We start from the raw sequence: 15,482 nt of genomic DNA on the forward strand, positions 1-15,482 counted from the left end.
TCTTCTGCATCGCGTTGGAGAGGTAGTTGCGGACGGTGCCCTCCGCCAGGTGGAGCTGGGCGGCGATGTCGGCGACCGAGTAGCCCTCGCGGGTCAGGGCCGTCCCCGTCCCGGTAGAGGGGCAGCCGCAGGATGAGGCGGGCGCCGCGCTCGCTGGACCCCACGTACAGGCTCCCGCCGTGCGCCGTCACGATCTCCCGGGCGACCGCGAGGCCCAGCCCGCTGCCGCCGGCGGCCCGGCTGCGGGCCGAGTCCACCCGGGCGAACCGCTCGAAGACCCGCTCCCGGTCGCCCGAGGCGATCCCGGGCCCGTCGTCGCGGACCTCCAGCACCGCCTCGCCGCCGTCCGCGACCAGGCACACCTCGATGTCCTCGCACGCGTACCGCTCGGCGTTGCTGAGCAGGCTCACCAGCACGCGGCACATCTGGAGCCGGTTCACCCGCACCGACACGCCCTCCTCCAGCCGGCTGCGCACCGGCACCCGGTCCGAGCGGCCCGACAGCTCGGCCCGGACGAGGCCGGTCAGGTCCAGCGGCGTGACGGCCGGCACCGTCCCCGCGTCGATGCGGGTCAGCGCCAGCAGGTCGGTCACGATCCGCTGCAGCCGCTCGGCGTCGCCCAGCGCGTCCCGCAGCGTCCCCACCAGGTCCGTTCCGTCCGGGTCGGCCAGCGCCACCTCGATCCTGGTGCGCAGGCCGGTGACGGGCGTGCGCAGCTCGTGCGAGGCGTCGGAGGCGAACTGGCGCTGCTGGTCGATCGCGCGCTCCAGCCGGTCCTGGGTCGCGTTGAGCGTGCGGGCCAGCAGGGCGAGGTCGTCGTCGCCGGGCACCGCCACCCGCGCCCCGCCGAGCGGCCCGGCCGCCGCGGCCTCGGCCGCCTCCGCCGCCAGCGCCCGCACCTCCCGGCGGCGGTGCCGGGCGCGGGCCGCCGCGCTCCGGTACGCCCTGATCCCCGCGCCGAGCAGCACGATCAGGACCAGGCAGATCCCGGCCAGCACGGCGGCGAGGACGGCGTCCCCGGGGAGGCGTTCACCCGCCGCCGCGGGCGCGCCCAGGAGCGGAACGCCGGACGCCCACGGGAGGCGAGCGGTATCTCGTACCCGCATGCCTCCTTTGTATGTCGATAGCGCCAAACGGAGAGCAAAGTCCGGACCCGGGTCCCGCCCCGCCCGCACCGCGATCTCCAAGCGGGGCTGGGCGAACGGCAGTCGTTGATCGTCCCGCCGGACCATGATCTGGCCGCGGATGCCCGTACCAGGTCCTTTGCCGCCATTTTCACTTGGAGTAACAGGAGGATCACTTTTCAGCGCCTATAAAGGATCCTGTGATGTCGGCTCCCGCCGTACAGGGGAGAAGGGCAATGGGCCAGACGGGCGAACCGCGGTTCGATCCCGGCGTGCTGAGCGCCGCGCAGCGCCAGGGCGACGCCTGCGTCGTCTGCCACAAGAAGTGGCCGCGGCCGCGACTGCGCGTGGGGCTGCTGCCCGACGGCCAAGGGGTGTTCGCGTGCGACGATTGCGCACCCGCCCTGCCGGCTCCCCGCGGGCCCGCCCGCCCGCCGGGGCCGACCACCCGAGCCGGACGCCCGCCGACGCGGCGGGCTCCGGCGGCGCCGGTGCCCGAGGAGACCGGCGACTGGGAGATCTCTCCAGGAGGAAGGGTGACCCGGGCCATCGGGGGGAGGCCCGGGACCACCCGTCAAGGCGCGCCCGGCTGGGGGCGGCCGGGCGCGCCTATCTAAACTCGCCGCGGCTCAGTTCGCCGGCCTGGTCGCCGGGGTCGTCGCCGGGCCGCCGGTCGCCGGCGTGCCCGCCGGCTTCGTCTCCGGCCGGGTGGCCTCGTTCCAGGCTCTGGTCCACTCGGCGTAGTCCGTGCAGTCGCGCTTGCCGTCGCGGTCGCGGCCGCACTGCCTGGTCGGCGTGTGCGCGAAGATCACCTTGTCCAGGTAGGCGCGGTCGCCGACCCGGTAGGCGTTGCAGAAGCCGGCGCCGAGGCGGTCGCCGGAGCAGGCCTGCGGGTTGGCCGGCGCGACGCCCGACCACTCGGCCACCTGCTGCTGGACGTCCGGGGACGAGGTCCACTGGAGCCACTGGTACATGCAGTTCGGGTGCTCGGCGCGGGCGCCGATCATCCAGGCCTTCATCCAGCCGGTGACCCCGCCGGACGGGACCACGCCCTGGACGGGCTTGCCGGCGCGGGTGAGGACGTCCACCTGGTACGGCCACACCTGGCCCAGCGCGGCCTGCCCGCCGGCGAACGCGCTGACCGCCTCGGCGGGCTTCTCCCAGTACGACTCGACGTGCGGGCGCTGCTCGGCGACCACCTTCGCGGCCGCGTCCAGCTGCTTGCGGGTCAGCGAGTACGGGTCGCCGATCTTCAGCTTGCGGCGCTCGCCCTTCAGGTAGAGCGCGGCCTCGGCGATCACCAGCGGGCTGTCCCGCATGATGATCCGGCCGGAGAACCGCTTCGCCTGGGCGGGGTCGAAGAGCGAGGCCCAGTTCTGGGGGGCCGCCGTCGCGCGGGTGTCGTACATGAGGAGGTTGGAGCCCCACACGTACGGGACGCCGTAGACCTTGCCGTCCTCCTTGAGGAGGTCGCGCAGCCGCGGCTCCAGCTTCTTGTAGCCGTCCACGAGGTTGGGGTTGACCGGCGTGATGTGGCCGTTGTCGATCAGCCGGCCGGCGACCTCGGGCGGGGCGGCGACGCCGTCGTAGGTGCGGCCCGGGTTCTGCATGAGGTCGGTCATCTCCTGGACGCCGTCGGCGACCTTCCAGCTGACCTTGCAGCCGGTGCGCTCCTCGAACGGCGTGACCCAGTCGACGCGGGGGTCCTTGCCGCCGTTCTCCAGGTCGTCGGCCAGCGTCACCAGGCTCAGCGAGCCCTCGCCCGGGCCGAGCGTGCTCGCCACCCGGACCGCGCCGGCCGGCCGCTCCGCCTCACCGGCGTCCTCGCCGCCGCTGCACGCGCCGCCCAGCGCCAGGACCGCCGCTCCCGCGGCCAGCACCGCCACCGGCACCTTGGCCCTCAGCCTCATGTCGATGTCGCTCCCGCTCGCCTCGTCACCCGGCCGTCCCCGTCGCGGACGCCCGTCGGCGCAGCGTAGCGTCTCCGCCGCCGTGACACGGCCCGCATCCGGCGGATCTCACACCGTCGCGGGTTTCGCCACAACTGTCACAGTGCTGTTTTCAGCCATTCCTGAATGCATTTTCCGGCCGTTTCGGGCCGCGCCCCTTCCGCCCTGCGAAAAAGGACCGCCGCGGCCCGGGGGGACAGCGGGTGCTGGCGTCCGCGCCATACACGGAGGTTGCTGGAGAGGGATATGGCGCGGGCTACTGTCCGTCCCGGGGCCGCGGCGGCACCGGCGGGCGTGGCGAGGTTGGGGAACAGCGGATCACCTTGCAGTGCTGCCTGGCCACGCGATCGCCGGCACCCGGCGGAACGATGACGGTGTGATGCCCTCGAGACGGAGGAGATTCGAGGGCCGCCACGCGTCCTGCCGGGGGTCCCGTCCCGCCGGGCGGAGACCGTCGCCGGTCGCCGGCCGGGCGGGTTCGCCGGGCTGGGTGGGGTCTTCGGCGTGCTGGACCACCTCGATCCGTGCGATCAGCGTCTGGGGGGTCTCGGCCTCGACGAACCCGCCGTCGCGCTCCCGCGGCGGCAGCGCCCACCAGCGCCGGGTGAAGGGCCCGAACCAGACGGTCCACCCCGGGAAGCGCCGGCCGAGCGCCTGCGCCTCGGCCGTGTGGTGGTCGTCTGCGGTCATGGCGCGGCTCTCCTGCGGACCCCGTTCGCCCCGGCCCGATCCCGGGCCGCGGCCTTTTTTATTTGCGTCTCCATTTAAAAGAGACAATCAGATTGTGGCGAACACCACAGAGGCAGTCAACACTTGTAGCTATTATTTGTCGGACCCGTCGCGACGGAAATTGACGACGGAAATCTGCGGGCGGAAGAAAATTTCGGCGGGCGACCTGCGCATAGGACCGGGCGCCGTGAGCCCCGGAGTCCCCGGCGCACCGGCCGTCACATTCGGCACGCTCGGTCGCGGCCGGGCCACGCGGCGTTCACCTTCCGGTCACCGGCGGCGTTTACGGTGGTGCCCCTTGTGACCGAGAACGATTCCCCGCGACCGCCTGCCGCGCGGCGCCTTTCAACCATATTTAGTGGAATATGGGCGTTTCGTCCGGGTGCGTCCCATCTGCCGTTCGTGGTGGCGCTCCTCGGCGGGGCCGCCGTCCGCTGCGTGGCCACGCTCGGCCACCCCGGCGTCCTGTGGTTCACCGGCGACTCCTACTTCTACCTCGGCCGCGCGCTGCGCCCCGAGCCCTCGCCCAGCAAGACGATCGGCTACTCGTTCCTGCTGCGGCTGCTCGAACCTGCGCACAGCCTCGCCCTGGTGGCCGTCCTCCAGCACCTCATGGGGCTGGTGGTCGCGATCCTGGTGTACGCCCTGCTCCGGCGCGCCCGCCTGCCCGGATGGGGCGCGACGCTGTGCACGCTGCCGATCCTGTACGACGCGTACCAGATCCAGCTTGAGCACCTGCTCATGGCGGAGGCGCTGTTCACGTTCCTCATCGCAGCGGCACTGGCGCTCCTCCTATGGCGGACGCTGCCGTCCCGTAACGGCGGAACGGAGCCGCGCGGCCCCGCCTGGTGGATGGCGCTCGCCGCCGGGCTACTGCTGGGGTACGCCGTACTGGTGCGGTCGGCCGGAGCGCCGCTGGTCCCGCTCGCGCTGCTGTTCCTGCTGCTCCGCCGCGGCGGATGGCGGCCCGCCCTGGTGTTCGGAGCGGCGGCGGCCGCGCCGCTCGTCGCGTACGCGGTCTGGTTCCACTCGGTCCTCGGCTCCTACTCGCTCACCACCAGCGACGGCCTCTACCTGTGGGGGCGCACCGCCCCGTTCGCCGACTGCGCGCGGATGAAGCCGCCGTCCCACCAGGAGGCGCTCTGCCTCGACCCGGAGCTCAGGGCGGCGGGCCACGCGCCCGGGCACCTCATCTGGCGGTCGGAGGCGCCGCCCCGGATCCTGTACGAGAACGTCACCGACCCCGAGCACAACGCGACGCTGCGGGACTTCGCCGTACGCGCGATCCTCGCCCAGCCCGGCGACTACCTGCGGACGGTCGGGGACGGCCTGGGCAAGGCGTTCAGCCCGCACCGGTTCCCGCATCCGACGGCCGCGACCGAGTCGCTCTACCACTTCCAGAACCAGCCGCAGATCTTCCCCGGAGGGCGGGGCTGGGGCGGCGGGGGCGGTACGGCGATGATGGACGCGATCCGCTACGAGCGCTCCGTCCACCCCAACCGGGTCGTGCGACCGCACGCGGACCGCATGGTCGCGTACCAGGAGGCCGTGTACCTGCCGGGGCCGGCGCTGGGGCTGCTGTTCGCCCTCGGCGCCGCCGGGATCGCGACCGCCCGCGACCGCCGCGCCGCGCTGCTGGCCTGGGGCGGCGCGGCGACGCTGCTGGTGTTCCCGATCGCGAGCGCGGACTTCGACTACCGGTACGTGGTGCCCGCGATGCCGTTCGCCTGCCTGGCCGCCGGGCTCGCCGTCACGCGCGCCGGGCGGCCCCGGCGGCCGGGCGTCAGCCGTTCGTCGGGAACCCCAGCTGCACTCCCCCGTGACTCGGATCGAGCCACCGTGCCGTGACGGCCTTGGTGCGCGTGTAGAAGTGCACGCCCTCCATGCCGTGCGCATGGCTGTCGCCGAACAGCGACGCCTTCCAGCCGCCGAACGAGTAGTACGCCATCGGCACCGGGATCGGCACGTTGATGCCGACCATGCCGACCTCCACCTCGTTCTGGAAGCGGCGGGCCGCGCCGCCGTCGTTGGTGAAGATGGCGGTGCCGTTGCCGTACGGGTTGGCGTCCAGCAGGTCCATGGCCTCCTCGTACGACCCGGCGCGCACCACCGACAGGACGGGGCCGAAGATCTCGTCGCGGTAGGCGTCCATCTCGGGCGTCACGTGGTCGAGCACGGTCGGGCCCAGCCAGAAGCCGTCGCCGGGCGGCAGTCCCTCGCGCCCGTCCACGGCCAGCACGGCGCCCTGGGCGACGCCGGAGTCGAGGTACGAGGCGACCTTGTCGCGGTGCGCGCGGGTGACGAGCGGGCCCATCTCGGACTCGGGGTCGTCGCCGGGGCCGACCTTCAGCCGGGCGACGCGCTCCTTCACCTTCGCGACCAGCTCGTCGCCGGCCGGGTCCACGGCGACGACCACGGAGATCGCCATGCAGCGCTCGCCGGCCGAGCCGAACCCGGCCGAGACCGCCGCGTCCGCGGCCAGGTCGAGGTCGGCGTCGGGCAGCACCACCATGTGGTTCTTGGCGCCGCCGAGCGCCTGCACCCGCTTGCCGTTCCGGGCGGCGGTCTCGTAGATGTAGCGGGCGATCGGGGTGGAGCCGACGAAGCTGACCGCCTTGACGTCGTCGTGGTGCAGCAGTCCGTCCACCGCGGCCTTGTCGCCGTGCAGGACGTTGAACACGCCGTCGGGCAGCCCCGCGTCGGCCCACAGCTCGGCGAGCCGCACCGACGCCGACGGGTCCTTCTCCGACGGCTTGAGCACGAACGTGTTCCCGCAGGCGATGGCCACCGGGAACATCCACATCGGCACCATCGCCGGGAAGTTGAACGGGGTGATCCCGGCGACCACGCCGAGCGGCTGCAGGATCGAGTAGGCGTCCACCCGCGACGACACGTTCTCCGAGAACCCGCCCTTGAGCAGGTGCGGGATGCCGCAGGCGAACTCGACGACCTCCAGGCCGCGGGCCACCTCGCCGGCCGCGTCCGACACGACCTTGCCGTGCTCGGCGGAGATGATCCGGGCCAGCTCGTCGCGGTGCCCCTCCACCAGTTCCCGGAAGCGGAACAGGATTTTCGCGCGCCGCGCCAGCGACGCGTCCCGCCAGCCGGGGAACGCCGCCTTCGCCGCGGCGACCGCCGCGTCCACCTCGGCTGGCCCGGCGAAGTCGACCTTGCCCGCCAGGGCGCCGGTGGACGGCTCGTAGAGGTCGCCCTGCCGCCCGGATGAACCGCTGACGGGCTTGGAACCGATCCAGTGAGTGACGTGCTTGGTCATGAGGCGTCCAGAGCTTCGAGGGAGGCGGTAAGGATGGCGAGACCTTCGGCGGCCTCGGCATCGGTCAGGTTCAGCGGCGGGGCCATCCGGACGACGTTCCCGTACAGGCCGCCCTTGCCGACCAGCAGGCCGCGCTCCCGGCACGCCTCCATCAGGGCGCCGGCGGAGCGGGCGTCGGCCAGCTCGACGGCGAACATCAGGCCCTTGCCGCGCACGTCGCGGACGGCCGGCAGGCCCTCGGCGGCGGCGCGCAGCCCGCCGATGATCACATCGCCCTGCCGGGCGGCGTTGGCCTGGAGGTCGTGCTCCAGCACGTAGTCCAGCGTGGCGTTGGCCGCCGCCATCGAGACCGGGTTGCCGCCGAACGTCGACAGCCCGACCGCGGGCAGCGCGTCCATCAGCTCGGCGCGCGCGACCACGCCGCCGACGGCGAACCCGTTCCCGAGCCCCTTGGCGAACGTCATCGCGTCCGGGGTCACGCCGTGGTTCTCGATGCCGAAGAAGCCCTGCCCGGTACGGCCCCACGCGGTCTGCACCTCGTCGGACACCAGCAGGATGCCGTACTCGTCCAGCACCTCCTTGTACGCGGCGTACAGCCCGTCCGGCGGCATCGTGAACCCGCCCACGCCCTGGATCGGCTCGGCGATCAGCGCGGCGACGTCGCCGCCCGCCGCGGTGGCCAGCACGTGCCGCAGGTCCTGCACGCACGCCTCGGTGTACGCCTCGTCGGACATGCCGGCGAACTGCGGCAGGTGGCGGTCGGTGCCGTGCAGGAAGTGGGCGTGGACGGGCGAGTACGACACGTTCGTCCAGGCCCGGTTGCCCGTGACGCCGATCGCGCCGAACGACCGGCCGTGGTAGCTCTGCCGCATCGCGAGGACCTGGTCGGTGCGCCGCGCGTACGCGGCCAGCAGCAGCGCGGTCTCGTTGGCCTCGGTGCCCGAGTTGGTGAAGAAGACCTTGGCGTCCGGGATCCCGGACAGCCGCGCGATCTTCTCGGCCAGCTCGACCTGGCCGCCGATCAGGTAGGACGTCGAGGTGTGCACGACGCCGGTGGCCAGCTGCCGCTCCACCGCCTCCCGGACCTCCGGGACGTCGTACCCGATCATGTTGGTGAGGATGCCGGTGAAGAAGTCGAGGTACCCCTTGCCCTGGGCGTCGGTGACCCGGCTCCCCTTGCCGGAGACGATCTCGATCGGTTCGGCGTAGTTGAGCGCGAGCCACGACGGCATGACCGCCCGGTGGCGCTGCAGCAGGCTGGCTGACATGCCCCCAGTCTCGTCCCGGCCCCCGCCCCGGGCCACCTCCACACTGTCAGCATCGCGTTCCGGGGTTTGACGCTGTGCAGGATTTACACTGTGTAAACGATGCTTCCGACCCTGGCCGACGTCCTCGGCCTCGACGCGGTGCGCCGGGGCCAGCCGCACGTGGTCGCCGGCGCCGACCGGCTGGGCAACCGCGTCCGCTGGGTGCACGTCGCCGAGGTCACCGACATCGCCCACCTGCTGCACGGCGGCGAGCTGGTCCTCACCACCGGCATCGCGCTGCCCGACGAGCCCGCCCGGCTGCGCGCCTACATCGCCGAGCTGGCCGAGGTCGGCGTCAGCGGCCTGATGATCGAGCTGGGCCGGCGGTACGCGTCCGCCCTGCCGCCCGCCCTGCTCGCCGCCGCCGAGGAGCACGGGCTGCCGGTGGTCATGCTGGCGCACGAGCCCGCGTTCGTGGACATCACCGAGTCCGTCCACGCGCGGATCGTCCAGGACCAGTTCGCCGAGCTGCGCGCCTCCGAACGGCTGCACGAGATCTTCACCCGGCTGTCGGTCGAGGGCGCCTCCACCGACGAGGTCGTCCGGCAGGTCGCCGCGCTCGGCGGCCGCCCGGTCGTCCTGGAGAACCTCTCCCACCAGGTGCTGGCCGCCGACGCCGACGGCCGCGACCCGGCCGAGCTCCTCTCCGCCTGGGAGACCCGCTCCCGCGCGGTCCGGCCCGGCCGCCGCACCGGCTACGACGAGGCGTCCGGCTGGCTGGTCACCACGGTCGGCGCCCGCGGCGAGGACTGGGGCCGCCTCATCATCACGCTGGACGCCCCGCCCACCCCGCGCGAGACCGTGCTGATCGAGCGCGCCGCCACCACCCTCGCCCTCGGCCGCCTCCTGGACCGGCACGCCGAGAGCGTCGAGCGCCAGGCGCACGGCACGATCATCGCCCGCATCCTGGAGCACGCCTACTCCGACCCGCAGGAGGCCGCGGCCCGCGCCCGCGCCCTCGGCGTCCCGCTGTCCGGCCGCCGCCTCCTCGGCGTCGTCGTCCGCCCCCGCACCCCGGCCCAGCCCGCCGAGATCTCCGAGCTCGCCGAGACCACCGCCGCCGCCTGCAAGGAGGCCCGCCTCGCGGCCCTGGTCGGCGTCCTGGACGAGGGCGGCCCCGGCTCCCGCGTCGGCGTCCTGGCCTCGCTGCCCGCCCGCGCCGACGCCGAGACCGCCCTGTCCGCCGTCGCCACCCGCGTCCGCGCCCAGTCCCCCGCCGTGATGGCCGCCGGCTCCATCGTCGACTCGGTCCGCGACGTGCGCCGCTCGTTCCTGGAGGCCGAGCAGGTCGCCGACGTCGCCTGCCGCTCCTCCGGCGACCGCCCCTTCTACCGCCTCCCCGACCTCCGCCTGCGCGGCCTCCTGCACCTCCTCCGCGACGACGCCCGCATCCAGACCTTCGTCGAGCGCGAGCTGGGCCCCCTCCTCCAGTACGACGCCGACCGCGGCGCCGACCTGACCGGCGTCCTCCGCCGCTACCTCGACACCGGCCGCAACAAGGCCGTCGCCGCCCAGCAGGCCCACCTCTCCCGCCCCGCCTTCTACGAACGCCTCCGCCGCATAGAACGCGTCCTCGGCACGAGCCTCGACGACGTCGACTCCTGCCTCTCCCTCCACGTCGCCCTCCTATCCCTCGACTCCCTCCGCCAAGAACGCCCCTGACCTCCGAGAAACCGAGTAGCTTCAGCAGGCAACGCTCCGAACACGCGACGTGAGAGGCCGGCGCCGGAACCCGCCGGGAAGCGCTGCCCGGATCTCGCAGGAGGCGCCATGACGGCCGAGGCGACCCACGACCTGAACACCGTCCCGGACTGGCTCAGGCCGCCGCCGGAGGGCTTCAGGGCGGAAGACCTCGATCACATGCCGTACCTCCCCCCGCACGCCGAGCTGATCGACGGCGGCATCGTCCTCGCGAGCCGCCAGAACGGGTTCCACAGCCTGGCCAAGGACGTCCTCGCCTCCGGCCTCCGCCGCACCGTGCCGGAACACCTGGCCGTACGACGGGACATGACCGTGACGCTGGCCGAGCGGCAGCGGCCCGAACCCGACGTGATGGTCGTGCACGCCGAGGCGGTCCGAGGGCTCGAACAGAACGGCTTCCGGGCCAGGGACGTCGTCCTGGTGATCGAGGTCGTCATGCCGGCGTCCGAGATTCGGGACCGCGAGCGGAAGCCGCAGCTCTACGCCCAGGCCGGTATCCCGTTCTTCTGGCGCGTGGAGCCGGTGAACGGCGTCGTCCAGGTGTCCGTCCACGAGCGCGACCCGATCAGCGGGCGGTACTCGCTCACCGGCTCCCAGCGGGGCCGCCTCACGCTCGGGGTGCCGTTCGGGGTCGACATCGATCTGACGGAGATCGAGCGTCTCTGATCGCCGCCTAGGCTCGCGGGCATGGGGATGATCGAGGTTCCTGAGCGGCTGGCGGAGTATCAGGGGCGGTTCAACGGGGATGCGGGGCGGGCCTGGATCGCGGCGCTGCCGGGGCTGGTGGACGGGTGCCTGGAGCGGTGGGGGCTGGTGCCGGACGGGGAGCCGCGGCACGGGATGGCGGGGCTCGTGGTGCCGGTCGTGCGGGAGGACGGGACGCCGGCCGTGCTCAAGGTCCGGATGGTGAACGAGGAGTCCGAGGGCGAGGGCGGGGCGCTGCGGGTCTGGGACGGGCAGGGCGCCGTCCGGCTGCTCGACGAGGATCCCGGGGCGGGGGCGCTGCTGCTGGAGCGGCTGGACGCGGAGCGGTCGCTGATGGCGGTCGAGGACGACGCGCAGGCGCTGAAGCTGCTGGCCGAGCTGCTCGGGCGGCTGGTGGCGCGGCCCGCGCCGGACGGGATGCGGCGGCTCACCGGCATCGCGCACGCGATGGTCCGGCAGGTGCCGGAGGCCGTGGCGGCGTATCCGGAACGGCGGCCGATCCTGGAGGCGTGCGCGGGCGCGGTCGCGGAGCTGGCCGATGAGGGCGGGGACCGGCTGCTGCACTGGGACCTGCACTACGAGAACGTGCTCGCCGGCACGCGGGAGCCCTGGCTGGCGATCGATCCGAATCCGCTGGCCGGGGACCCGGGGTTCGACCTGATGCCGGCGCTCGACAACCGCTGGGACGAGATCGTCGCCAGGGGCGATGTCGCGCGGGCCGTGCGGTGGCGGTTCGATCTGATGGTGGACGCGCTGGGGCTGGAGCGGGCGCGGGCGGCGGGGTGGACGTTGGGGAGGGTCCTGCAGAACACGCTGTGGGACGCCGAGGACGGGGAGCCCGAGATGAGCCCGGTCCAGCTGGCGATCGGCGAGGCGCTGCTGCCGTACTGGTCGTAAGTCCGCTTCGTTCGGGAAGAACCGGACGGTGGAGCCACGGACGTTCGGAGTCGAGGAAGAGTTGCTGCTCGTGGACCCGGGCGGCGGGGGGCCGCGCGCCGTGGCGGACGCGGTGATCCGGTTCGCGCGGGAGCACGGCGGGGTGCCGCTGGCCGGGGCGGGGAACGCGGGCCTGCTGGAGACCGAGTTCCAGCGGCAGCAGCTGGAGACGTGCACGCTGCCGTGCTCGTCGCTGGACGAGCTGTGCGGGCAGATCAGGGACGTGCGGCAGGCGGCGGCGGTGGCGGCGGCCGGGGTGGACGCGGCGGTGGCGGCGCTGGCGACGTACCCGATGGAGGTGCGGCCGACGCTGACTCCGTCGCGCCGGTACCGGAAGATGGCCGACGAGTACGGGCTGACCGCCGACGAGCAGCTCACCTGCGGCTGCCATGTGCACGTGGCCGTGGAGTCGCCCGAGGAGGGCGTCGGCGTCCTGGACCGGATCCGGCCCTGGCTGCCGCCGCTGCTGGCGCTGACGGCGAACTCGCCGTTCTGGCAGGGCAAGGACTCGGGGTACGCGAGCTGGCGGCAGCAGGTGTGGGGGCGGTGGCCGTCCAGCGGCCCGACGGAGCCGTTCGGGTCGGCGGCGGCGTACCGCGCGGCGGTGGGCGGGCTGCTGGCGACCGGGGCGCTGCTGGACGAGGGCATGATCTATTTCGACGCGCGGCTGTCGCGGCACTACCCGACGGTGGAGGTGCGGGTCTCCGACGTGTGCCTGAACGCGCCGGACGCCGCCCTCGTCGCGGCGCTGGTCCGGGGCCTGGTGGAGACGGCGGCGCGGGAGTGGCGGGCGGGCACGGCGCCCGATCCGGTGCGGACGGACCTGCTGCGGCTGGCGATGTGGCGCGCGAGCCGTTCCGGGCTGGACGGCGAGCTGGTGCATCCGCTGGCGCACCGGGCCGTCCCGGCGCGCGAGGTCATGGACGCGCTGCTCGCGCACGCGGCCGGGGCGCTGGAGGACCACGGCGATCTGGAGACGGTGGAGCTGGGGATCGGCCGCCTGCTGGAGGACGGCTCCGGCGCCCGCCGGCAGCGCGCCGTGTACGCGGATACGGGCGAGATGAGCGAGGTCGTGACGGACGCCGTGCGCCGGACGAGCGCCTCCTGATCAGCGGCGCAGGAGGCGGCGCAGGCCGGGGTCGGCGGCGAGGAGGCGGTCGAGTTCGGCGGGGCCGATGTGGTCGGCGAGGGTCTGGAGGGCGATGTCCTGGCGGACGTACTCGGCGGCCATCAGCGCGACGGCGGGGTCGGCGGTGTAGATGCCCCACGCGGCGGCGCCGCCGAAGCCGCCCACGACGGCCTCGCGGCGGTCGCCGACGACCACGAGCAGCCGGTAGCCCAGGTCGTCCAGGACGGCCTTCGCGTGCCGGTGCTCGCGGACGTCGCCGGGCAGGTCGGCCGGGCCGAACGCGATGACCGACACGGCGGCGCCGCGGCCGGCGGCGTCCTCGACCCGCGGTGCGAGCCGGTCCAGCTCCTGCGGCCAGGCGGACAGGAACAGGTCGCGGGACGCGCCCGCGATCACGTCGGCGGCGCGGGCGAGCATGGCCTCGGCGTCGGTGAGGTTGTGCAGCGGGGGTGCCTCGGGTTCGGCGGCGAGGGCGGGCAGCGCGTCCTCCAGCGCGGTGAGCGAGCCGTCGAACTCGCGCCGCAGCCGCTCGATCAGGGCCTCGGGCGGGAGCGGCAGGTACTCGGTGGCGCCGGGCCCGGCGCGCCGCTCGTGCGCGGCGCCGCGCGCGACCAGCTTGCCGAGCGTCTCGTACACGGTGCTGCGCGGCACCCCGGAGCGCTTGGCGACCTCGTAGCCGTTGATCGGCCGGCTGGCGGCGACCAGGGCGACGTAGGCCTTGGCCTCGTACCCCGACATGCCCAGCCGCTGGAGGTGTTCGAGGACGTCGCGCACCGGCGTCATGCTACTCGCCGCCGGATCGGCGGGAACCCGATGCCTCGGCGACGAGGCGCCGGAGCGGTCCGGGCGCGGTCGACTCGTACCGCGAGGTACTAGCCTGCGGAGAGTGGATCTCGGACTGGAGGGCCGCCGGGCGGCGGTGGCGGCGGCGAGCGGCGGGCTCGGGTACGCGGCGGCGAAGGCGCTGCTGGACGAGGGCGCGCGGGTGGCCGTGTGCGGGCGCGACCGCGGGCGGCTGGACGCGGCGGCCGCGCGGCTCGGTGGGGACGTGCACCCGATCGTCGCGGACGTGGGGTCGCCGGAGGGCGCGGCCGGGTTCGTCGAGGAGGCGCGGGACGCGCTCGGCGGTGTGGACGTCCTGGTCACCAACGCGGGCGGGCCGCCGGCGGGCGACTTCGCGTCGACGCCGGTCGAGGCGTACGGGCCGGCGCTCGACCTCAACCTGATGTCCGTGGTGGCGATGTGCAAGGCGGCCGTGCCGGAGATGCGGGAGCGGCGCTGGGGCCGGATCGTGGCGATCACCTCGATCACGGTGCGGCAGCCCGCGGCGTCGCTGATCCTGTCCAACACGGCGCGGGCGGGCGCGACGGGCTTCCTGAAGACGCTGGCGCGGGAGGTCGCCGCCGACGGCGTGACGGTGAACTCGCTGCTCCCCGGCTCGCACGCGACCGACCGGCTGCGGTCGCTGGCGGACGACCTGGACGAGGTGGCGGCGGGCATCCCCGCGGGCCGGGTCGGCGATCCGGCCGACTTCGGGGCGTGCGTGGCGTTCCTGTGCTCGGCGCAGGCGGGGTTCGTGACCGGGGCGGCGCTCCAGGTCGACGGCGGGGAGTACGCCGCGCTGCTGTGAAAGCGCGCGGTTACGATGGCGCGCCATGGCCTCCCCTGCCGACTGGACTCCCCCGTCCGAGCATCTGATCCGCGCGGCGAACCTGGCGCTGGCGCCCTGGCGCGCGTGGACCTCGCCCGTCTTCCACGGGCTGCGGCACGTGCCCCGGCACGGCCCGGCGCTGCTGGCCGGCAACCACACGGTGTACGGCGTGATCGACGCGCCGCTGATCTTCTTCGAGATCCACCGGCGGCGCGGGGTGTGGGTCCGCTCGCTGGCCGACCACCTGCACTGGCAGGTCCCCGTCTGGCGCCGGATCATGGACCTCGGCGGCTCGGTCGACGGCACCCGCGACAACTGCCGCGCGCTGCTGGACACGGGGCAGATCGTGGTGGTGTTCCCCGGCGGCGCCCGCGAGGCCACCCGCGACCGCGGCGAGGGCTACCGGCTCCAGTGGGAGCACCGGCTCGGCTTCGCCCGCATGGCGATCGAGGCGGGGTGCCCGATCGTCCCGTTCGGCACGGTCGGCGTGGAGGAGATGTTCACGACCGTCGTGAACCCGGGCAGCCCGCTGCTGGCGCCCGCGCGCGCCCTCGGCCGTACGGTGCTGGGCGAGCGCGGCCACCGGGACGACGTCGTCCCGCCCCTGTCGCGCGGTATCGGGCTCACGCCGTTCCCGCGTCCCGAACGCCTCTACTACCGCTTCGGCGCGCCGATCGACACGGCGCCGTGGGCGGGCCGGGCGGACGACGAGGGGGCCGTCCGGGAGGTGCGCGACCTGGTGCGCGAGGCCGTGGCGGGCATCATCGACGACCTGCGCGCGGAGCAGGCGGAGGATCCGTCGCGCACGCCCCTGGGACGCATCGGGCGCGGCATGGCGCGGGGCAGCCGGCTGCTCCCCCGGGTCGTCCCGCGCGTCATCTCGCGCTGACCGCCGGCGCGGCCGGGCAGGCGGGCGCCGGCCGGTCCCGTCGTCACCATGCGGCAACTGCTCGAGAGCGGCGTTCACTTCGGCCACC

At 74.0% G+C, this 15,482-nt stretch carries 12 protein-coding genes and 2 pseudogenes; 7 read left to right on the forward strand and 7 right to left on the reverse strand.

Translation table 11 applies throughout. The features are described 5' to 3' along the window. The 4 genes and pseudogenes from AB0881_RS40225 to AB0881_RS40240 all read right to left on the reverse strand — a co-directional run. Positions 1–94 (reverse strand): annotated as a pseudogene (locus AB0881_RS40225) (sigma factor-like helix-turn-helix DNA-binding protein); the annotation flags it as partial. A gap of 79 nt (positions 95–173) precedes the next feature. Continuing rightward, positions 174–1,232, reverse strand: a pseudogene (locus AB0881_RS40230) (HAMP domain-containing sensor histidine kinase); the annotation flags it as partial. Positions 1,233–1,753: 521 nt separating this feature from the next. Next, the gene (locus AB0881_RS40235) at positions 1,754–3,034 is read right to left on the reverse strand and encodes an ABC transporter substrate-binding protein (RefSeq protein ID WP_366625992.1); all 1,281 of its coding nucleotides are present in this window, start codon (positions 3,032–3,034) and stop codon (positions 1,754–1,756) included. 357 nt (positions 3,035–3,391) lie between these two features. Beyond that, the gene (locus tag AB0881_RS40240) at positions 3,392–3,763 is read right to left on the reverse strand and encodes a hypothetical protein (RefSeq protein WP_366625993.1); all 372 of its coding nucleotides are present in this window, start codon (positions 3,761–3,763) and stop codon (positions 3,392–3,394) included. Positions 3,764–4,204: 441 nt separating this feature from the next. On the opposite strand from AB0881_RS40240, the gene AB0881_RS40245 reads away from it, so the two are divergent. Then, positions 4,205–5,650 (forward strand): phospholipid carrier-dependent glycosyltransferase, encoded by a 1,446-nt coding sequence (locus tag AB0881_RS40245; protein WP_366625995.1) that lies wholly within the window; start codon positions 4,205–4,207, stop codon positions 5,648–5,650. Here the strand turns inward: AB0881_RS40245 and AB0881_RS40250 are convergent. Beyond that, a complete protein-coding gene (locus tag AB0881_RS40250) occupies positions 5,586–7,076 on the reverse strand; it encodes a CoA-acylating methylmalonate-semialdehyde dehydrogenase (protein ID WP_366625997.1) in 1,491 nt (496 codons plus the stop codon). The genes AB0881_RS40245 and AB0881_RS40250 overlap by 65 nt on opposite strands. Continuing rightward, positions 7,073–8,344, reverse strand: a complete 1,272-nt coding sequence (locus AB0881_RS40255; protein ID WP_366625999.1) for an aspartate aminotransferase family protein — start codon at positions 8,342–8,344, stop codon at positions 7,073–7,075. The genes AB0881_RS40250 and AB0881_RS40255 overlap by 4 nt, the downstream gene beginning before the upstream one ends. A 99-nt stretch (positions 8,345–8,443) precedes the next feature. Between AB0881_RS40255 and AB0881_RS40260 the strand changes: the two genes are divergently transcribed. From AB0881_RS40260 to AB0881_RS40275, 4 genes are all read left to right on the forward strand, one after another. Then, on the forward strand, positions 8,444–10,045 hold the full coding sequence (locus tag AB0881_RS40260) for a PucR family transcriptional regulator ligand-binding domain-containing protein (protein ID WP_366626001.1): 1,602 nt from the start codon (positions 8,444–8,446) through the stop codon (positions 10,043–10,045). 108 nt (positions 10,046–10,153) lie between these two features. Then, positions 10,154–10,750 carry a Uma2 family endonuclease gene (locus tag AB0881_RS40265; protein ID WP_366626003.1) on the forward strand — a complete coding sequence of 199 codons (597 nt, stop codon included), beginning with the start codon at positions 10,154–10,156 and terminating at the stop codon, positions 10,748–10,750. Positions 10,751–10,771: 21 nt separating this feature from the next. Beyond that, positions 10,772–11,686 carry an aminoglycoside phosphotransferase family protein gene (locus AB0881_RS40270; RefSeq protein WP_366626005.1) on the forward strand — a complete coding sequence of 305 codons (915 nt, stop codon included), beginning with the start codon at positions 10,772–10,774 and terminating at the stop codon, positions 11,684–11,686. A gap of 28 nt (positions 11,687–11,714) precedes the next feature. Next, entirely contained in the window at positions 11,715–12,833 is a 1,119-nt protein-coding gene (locus tag AB0881_RS40275) for a glutamate--cysteine ligase (RefSeq protein ID WP_366626007.1), read from the forward strand. Here the strand turns inward: AB0881_RS40275 and AB0881_RS40280 are convergent, their stop codons facing one another. After that, the gene (locus AB0881_RS40280) at positions 12,834–13,637 is read right to left on the reverse strand and encodes a helix-turn-helix domain-containing protein (RefSeq protein WP_366626009.1); all 804 of its coding nucleotides are present in this window, start codon (positions 13,635–13,637) and stop codon (positions 12,834–12,836) included. It abuts the gene before it with no gap. Between the two features lie 103 nt (positions 13,638–13,740). Between AB0881_RS40280 and AB0881_RS40285 the strand changes: the two genes are divergently transcribed. Further along, positions 13,741–14,484 carry an SDR family oxidoreductase gene (locus AB0881_RS40285; RefSeq protein ID WP_366626011.1) on the forward strand — a complete coding sequence of 248 codons (744 nt, stop codon included), beginning with the start codon at positions 13,741–13,743 and terminating at the stop codon, positions 14,482–14,484. 25 nt (positions 14,485–14,509) lie between these two features. After that, complete coding sequence (locus tag AB0881_RS40290) at positions 14,510–15,394, forward strand: lysophospholipid acyltransferase family protein (RefSeq protein WP_366626013.1); 885 nt, start codon at positions 14,510–14,512, stop codon at positions 15,392–15,394. Positions 15,395–15,482: the final 88 nt, after the last annotated feature.

The sequence above is a fragment of the Spirillospora sp. NPDC029432 genome (genome assembly GCF_040703975.1).
Classification (GTDB): domain Bacteria; phylum Actinomycetota; class Actinomycetes; order Streptosporangiales; family Streptosporangiaceae; genus Spirillospora.

Bases quoted from the DNA above. Each gene is read 5' to 3' on its own strand.
- AB0881_RS40235 (WP_366625992.1), bottom strand. From the start codon at position 3,034: ATGAGGCTGAGGGCCAAGGTGCCGGTGGCGGTGCTGGCCGCGGGAGCG.
- AB0881_RS40240 (WP_366625993.1), bottom strand. From the start codon at position 3,763: ATGACCGCAGACGACCACCACACGGCCGAGGCGCAGGCGCTCGGCCGG.
- AB0881_RS40250 (WP_366625997.1), bottom strand. From the start codon at position 7,076: ATGACCAAGCACGTCACTCACTGGATCGGTTCCAAGCCCGTCAGCGGT.
- AB0881_RS40255 (WP_366625999.1), bottom strand. From the start codon at position 8,344: ATGTCAGCCAGCCTGCTGCAGCGCCACCGGGCGGTCATGCCGTCGTGG.
- AB0881_RS40260 (WP_366626001.1), top strand. From the start codon at position 8,444: ATGCTTCCGACCCTGGCCGACGTCCTCGGCCTCGACGCGGTGCGCCGG.
- AB0881_RS40265 (WP_366626003.1), top strand. From the start codon at position 10,154: ATGACGGCCGAGGCGACCCACGACCTGAACACCGTCCCGGACTGGCTC.
- AB0881_RS40270 (WP_366626005.1), top strand. From the start codon at position 10,772: ATGGGGATGATCGAGGTTCCTGAGCGGCTGGCGGAGTATCAGGGGCGG.
- AB0881_RS40280 (WP_366626009.1), bottom strand. From the start codon at position 13,637: ATGACGCCGGTGCGCGACGTCCTCGAACACCTCCAGCGGCTGGGCATG.
- AB0881_RS40290 (WP_366626013.1), top strand. From the start codon at position 14,510: ATGGCCTCCCCTGCCGACTGGACTCCCCCGTCCGAGCATCTGATCCGC.